This window comes from Lachnoclostridium phocaeense (genome assembly GCF_959599685.1).
GTDB classification, from domain to species: domain Bacteria; phylum Bacillota; class Clostridia; order Lachnospirales; family Lachnospiraceae; genus Claveliimonas; species Claveliimonas monacensis.
In genome coordinates this window covers 1-5,006 of sequence record NZ_CAUGIN010000055.1, presented here as the reverse complement: position 1 = coordinate 5,006, position 5,006 = coordinate 1, and the positions used below count along the sequence as shown (strand labels likewise).

5 protein-coding genes and 2 pseudogenes are annotated in these 5,006 nt (G+C 48.5%); all 7 read right to left on the bottom strand.

Translation table 11 applies throughout. The annotated features are described in order from the left end of the window. Positions 1-920, bottom strand: a pseudogene (locus tag Q5911_RS14720) (sensor histidine kinase); the annotation flags it as partial. A 12-nt stretch (positions 921-932) separates the two neighbouring features. Further along, complete coding sequence (locus Q5911_RS14715; RefSeq protein WP_191493437.1) at positions 933-2,534, bottom strand: response regulator; 1,602 nt, start codon at positions 2,532-2,534, stop codon at positions 933-935. Between the two features lie 317 nt (positions 2,535-2,851). Beyond that, positions 2,852-3,097, bottom strand: a complete 246-nt coding sequence (locus Q5911_RS14710; protein WP_303183926.1) for a hypothetical protein — start codon at positions 3,095-3,097, stop codon at positions 2,852-2,854. A gap of 22 nt (positions 3,098-3,119) precedes the next feature. Continuing rightward, entirely contained in the window at positions 3,120-3,374 is a 255-nt protein-coding gene (locus Q5911_RS14705) for a DUF3791 domain-containing protein (RefSeq protein WP_303183924.1), read from the bottom strand. 500 nt (positions 3,375-3,874) lie between these two features. Further along, positions 3,875-4,033, bottom strand: coding sequence for a type I restriction-modification system subunit M N-terminal domain-containing protein (locus Q5911_RS14700; RefSeq protein ID WP_303183922.1), 159 nt, complete (start codon positions 4,031-4,033; stop codon positions 3,875-3,877). 86 nt (positions 4,034-4,119) lie between these two features. After that, on the bottom strand, positions 4,120-4,434 hold the full coding sequence (locus Q5911_RS14695) for an HIRAN domain-containing protein (protein ID WP_303183929.1): 315 nt from the start codon (positions 4,432-4,434) through the stop codon (positions 4,120-4,122). 119 nt (positions 4,435-4,553) lie between these two features. Beyond that, a pseudogene (locus Q5911_RS14690) lies at positions 4,554-5,006 on the bottom strand (lysine--tRNA ligase); the annotation flags it as partial.

Here is a 5,006-nt window from a genome sequence, read left to right as displayed (position 1 = left end):
ACCGCGGCCGCAGCCAGCACCACAAGATAGATCCCGGCCAGCACCAGGAAAACAGGGAAGATCCCCTGGTTCAGCACCCTGTCCGGCACAAAGGAAAAGACCGCCAGCCCGCTGGCCTCATCCCGGTACGCCGACAGAACGCCTCCCGGAACACGCTCCCCCTCCAGGATCATGCCGGCAGACCCGCTCCCGGCGATACGCTCCGCTATATCCGCCTGGCGCTTCTTACCCACGCTGAATTCCTCCGGAACCGAGGAAAAACAGAGCTGCCCTTTGGCGTCGATAATTCCAACCGCCGCCTCGCTTGTCAGCTCTCCACTTGTCCCTGTGATCCCCCCCAGAAACGCATCATCCATCCTGAAGAACAGCATCCCGGGCTCGTGGGCGTACTCCATGCTCCGGACATACCTTCCGATAAAAAGCGCCTCCTGCTCTGTTCCAAAAAGCGTATCCTTCGCCCAGAACCATTTTGTCCGGGCGTAGTCCGCTCCCAGATACTCCTGGAAACCGCTGTCTGTCACATCCTCAAAGGTTACATCTGAATAGGATTTACTGTATACGTTCCCTTTATTATCCACATAGCAGTAATCCGCGATGTGCTCCAGCTCCACATAGGCGAAATATTTACTCAGACCAATGCGGCTGACTTCCTCCAGCCCCTTACTGCGCAGGCTCTGCTGCACATCGTCATAGAGGACGCACTCTGCCGTCGCCTCGTCGCTCTGGCGAAACAGATTTTCCAGGCTGATGCCCATTCTCTCCGTCATAAACTCGTATTTTGCGATCACCGCCCGGGTCAGCCTGTTCTTCACATACAGGCCGGCCCCCAGGCTGGAGAGAAGAAGCGCAAGCCCCAGGAGCGCCGCCGTATACTTCAGATATTTTTTCTGTATGCCGGATACCTTCTCGTTTCTTTTCATATCGATTTCTGTCTATCCCTCGTACTCTTTCTTGTATTCGCTTGGGAGCTTCCCCGTGTACTGCTTGAACACATGGGAAAAATAGGACGGGTTGTGGATCCCCACCGCCTCACAGATATCTCCGATACTGCCTTTTCCTTCCTCCAGCAGCTTTTTGGCCTTCTCCATCCTCTGCTGGAGAAGATACTGCTTGAACGTCATGTGGAACGTATTTTTAAACACCCTTCCGAAATAGACCGGGTTCAGATAAATGTGGGAGGCCACAGATACAATGGACAGCTCCTCATCCCTGAGATGTTCCTCTATATAAGCCACTGCCTCTGACATGTACTCTTTAAAATATCTCGTCTCATCCTGCTTTGCGTCGCTTTTTCTCACTTCAATGGCCGCGCACAGGATCCGGTAACAGACATCCACCATCTTTGCCGTGCCGATGGTTCCCAGATTATCGTAGTAGCCCCGGAACTTTTCCCGGATATCCTCCGACAGCCCGTAAGACGCCTGGAGCATGAGTTCCACTTTCAGCATCATCCTGTGGAGATGCTGCCGCTGCTGTTCCTCCTCGTGAGGCAGCCCGTAGACAAACTGTACAAAGGCCTCCTTCAGCTCTTTCTCACTGTTCCTGCGCACAGCGTTCACGATCAGGTTGTCCACATCCCCGCTTTCTCCGGCCGTCGCCGCCTGGTCCGGCAGCTCCACTCCCTCCGGGGAAGTAAAAGCACCCGCTCCGGACACACTGGCAATCTCAAACAGCTTCCGGGCTTCCACATAACTTCTTTTGATCCCGGCAATGCCTTTGTAGGGCTTGGATATGGCGGCAACAACCCTGCTCTGCTCCTCCTTTTTAATGTATTCCAGGAAGTGCTTCAGCTTTCCCACCGCCTCTTTGTCCGTGGTGCGGACGATAAACGCGCTGCCCGTCTCCTCGCCGTCAGCCCGCCAGCAGAAATAGCGGCTCTCCAGCTCCTCTTCCAGCCTTTTAAGAAGTGCAAATCTGGCCGCTTCATAATCCAGGTAATCCGTGATCTTGTAGGCCACATCTATATCCGCGTACACAGTGATAAAGCGCTCCTCATTTCCAGGCATGTCTCCCAGCGTCCGGAAGACTTCTTCCACCTTTTCCTCCGGGAGCCTGTCCCGGACATAATTCTGCACAACCACCTGCTGAAAGCTGGTTCCATCCTGTACCAGCAGCTTCTCCCAGCTCTCATATCTGGCTTCCTGCTCCATCTGCTCCATGCAGGTCCGGTAGGCTGCCCCCATGGTCTCCCGCAGCTTCTCATCCTCAATAGGCTTCAGCAGATACGCGAAAGCCCCCAGATCGCAGGCCTGCTGGGCATAGTCAAAATCCCGGTAGGCGCTGAGGACGATAAACATGCAGTCCATGTCCGTTTTCTGGATCTCCTCCATCACCATTAGCCCCGTGATCTGTTTCATCCGGATATCTGTCAGCACCACATGGGGCTTTGTCTCTTTGATCACCTCTATGGCCTGCTCGCCGCTCTGGGCTGAGCCCACTACCTTAAAGCCCATGTCCGCCCAGTCGTAGGTGTCAAGCAGTCCCTGCAGCAGGATAGGTTCATCGTCCACGATCACAAGTTTCAATAATTTCATAAAAACCTCTTCTCCCAGGAGCGCCCGGCCAGCCCCTCCGCCGGCCGGTACACTGAGTCTATCTTATCATATCATCACGTACTATTTTAAGTCCTCCGGGAGAAAAACCTGTAACAAAAACTATACCTGGCATGCAAAAAATTAAACCTGTGTGTTTTCCAGACAACCTGCATATATACTTGCGGTGCACCCATGTAACGGGTGCACCGCTCATCCATATCAGCGCAAATTACCATGCGCTTTTCCCTGTTTTCCTGTTTTTGTATGCGGAATAATATTCCAATAAGTACATAAAAAATTTCATTTCTTCTGTCATACTATTTCTCCCTTATATACACAGAATTTCTAGGATCGCCTGTAACCTTTTCACACTCCCATATTTCAAAGATCGCTTCTGCACCGAATTCAGTCATTCCACACTCCTCATTCTCAAGCATTTCATGTGTTTTTGAGCATACAAATGCTTTCAAGGCTTCCATTTGACTCAACCCATATTTGTCAGCTATCATCATAACCACTTCATTGTTATAATAATCTATAATTTCAGGTTCCAATCTTTTCATATGAATTTCACCTCATTAAATTTCAGGATCGAAAGTGCTTTTTCTGTTTTAAAAGCATACTGGTCTTTTCTCCATTTCTACGGCACATCATTCCCAAATCTTCCAATATAGTTTCGAAATCCAATGTATGTTCCACATCGTAGTTTTCTTTAATAAAGTCAATTCCTTTAAAGTGGAAAAGATATCGGAATGCTTCCTGCACACTCAGATTATATTTCCGGGCAAATTCATTTACACAAGCAACCGTAAAGCCAATCTTTTTCTTTTGTTCGCTCATTCCAAATCTCCTCCTGATAAGTCCCATTTACTTGAAATGCTATAAATACATTTTCCTCTTTTCAATCTTTAGGGAACATATTCTGAAGCATAAATTTCTTCATTTTTCTTAATTCATCACACTTCCGTTGGTGAAGGGTGATGAGGTTATCCAACTTTAGAAAAAATCTGCTATGACGTCTTGCTCCCACTGAGAAGGAACCATCATTTTAAGCTCACACAGAGCATTATAGCAGAGCCTTGTTCGTGTTCCGCCTTTCTTCTGTTCTGCACAAAATGCACGGTGTGTTGACATTCAAATGGAACACATCGTCATCGCTCATGTGACGGTAGGTACAAGCACCTATCGGAACCACACTAAACAGAGTTTCCCTGCTGTCAGTCGTAAGATTTCCTCGATATTCATTTTGATACATGAGCCCTGCCCTGGAAGACGTGAGCAGAGGGTATCCAGCTTCCAAAGCATCTTTCAGATTTTCCGCCTTATCATCATTCAGCAAATCATAGACTCTGATCAAAAAAGGAATCTGACAGATATTTATAGAAAACGATCCCCAACAGATAATCTTTATATTCATTTGCGTCCATTTTAGATCGGAGAATGTCCGCACCGCTCCATAACACACTTATCAGGTCTTTGCTGTTTTCCAGTTCTGCCATTTTTCTTTTCCTCCAGTTTTTAATCCATTTAGCTTATTATACCATATAGATCATCCACTATCATTCCAAAGGTATTGATAGAGCGATTATACCTTCTCCACAAGGCTCTTTTTGCACACCTTGCAAAGAATACCGTTTGAAGTTACCAGAACAACTTTAGCAGCCGCTCTGTCGCCAATCTTATCATACAGACGGCCGGCACTCACAGCCTCCCCCATCACGGTATAAATACTGTTTGCCACATAACCGATCTTTCCAAGGCCTTTCACCTTTACCATGATCGCTTCCCGGTCATATTTATTATCCGGTTCCTTTTCTAATTCAATCCGCATCCCCTTTTTCAAAAAATCATCTCCAAAATAGTGCCTCGTTCCTGTCAATGTAAAATAAATCTTTGCCATCTTATTCCCTGGTTCACTCCGGTTCGATCCCACTGCCATTTTCCCGCCACATAAATAGAAAAAGGACACCCTCTAAAATTTCTCTTAGAAAAGTGTCCTTGTTTGCTCTATTTAAAGATTTAGTACAACTTTGCTCCTGCCGGAATCTGGTCATCTACCATCAGCAGGTTCAGGCCTTCGTGTCCGTCATACTCGTACACAGCGCTGATCAGCATGCCCTCGGAATCGATGCCCATCATCTTCCTCGTCGGAAGGTTTGTAATGGCGATCGCTGTCTTTCCAACCAGCTCTTCGGGCTCATAGTACTCGTGGATACCGCTCAGGATCGTGCGTTTTCTGTCTGATCCGTCGTTCAGGGTGAACTTCAGGAGCTTCTTGGACTTCGGAACAGCCTCACACGCCTCGATCTTCACAGCCCGGAAGTCGGACTTGCTGAATGTCTCAAAGTCCACCATATCCTCAAACAGCGGCTCGATCTTCACCTTGGACAGGTCAAGAGCAGGAGCGGATGCCGCCGCTGTCTGTGCCGGCGCAACGGACTGCGCCTCGTTGTTTGCGGCGTTCTTTGCTGC

Excerpts from the sequence above, each read along its gene's own strand:
- Q5911_RS14715 (WP_191493437.1), bottom strand. The coding sequence starts at position 2,534 with ATGAAATTATTGAAACTTGTGATCGTGGACGATGAACCTATCCTGCTG.
- Q5911_RS14710 (WP_303183926.1), bottom strand. The coding sequence starts at position 3,097 with ATGAAAAGATTGGAACCTGAAATTATAGATTATTATAACAATGAAGTG.
- Q5911_RS14705 (WP_303183924.1), bottom strand. The coding sequence starts at position 3,374 with ATGAGCGAACAAAAGAAAAAGATTGGCTTTACGGTTGCTTGTGTAAAT.
- Q5911_RS14700 (WP_303183922.1), bottom strand. The coding sequence starts at position 4,033 with ATGGCAGAACTGGAAAACAGCAAAGACCTGATAAGTGTGTTATGGAGC.
- Q5911_RS14695 (WP_303183929.1), bottom strand. The coding sequence starts at position 4,434 with ATGGCAAAGATTTATTTTACATTGACAGGAACGAGGCACTATTTTGGA.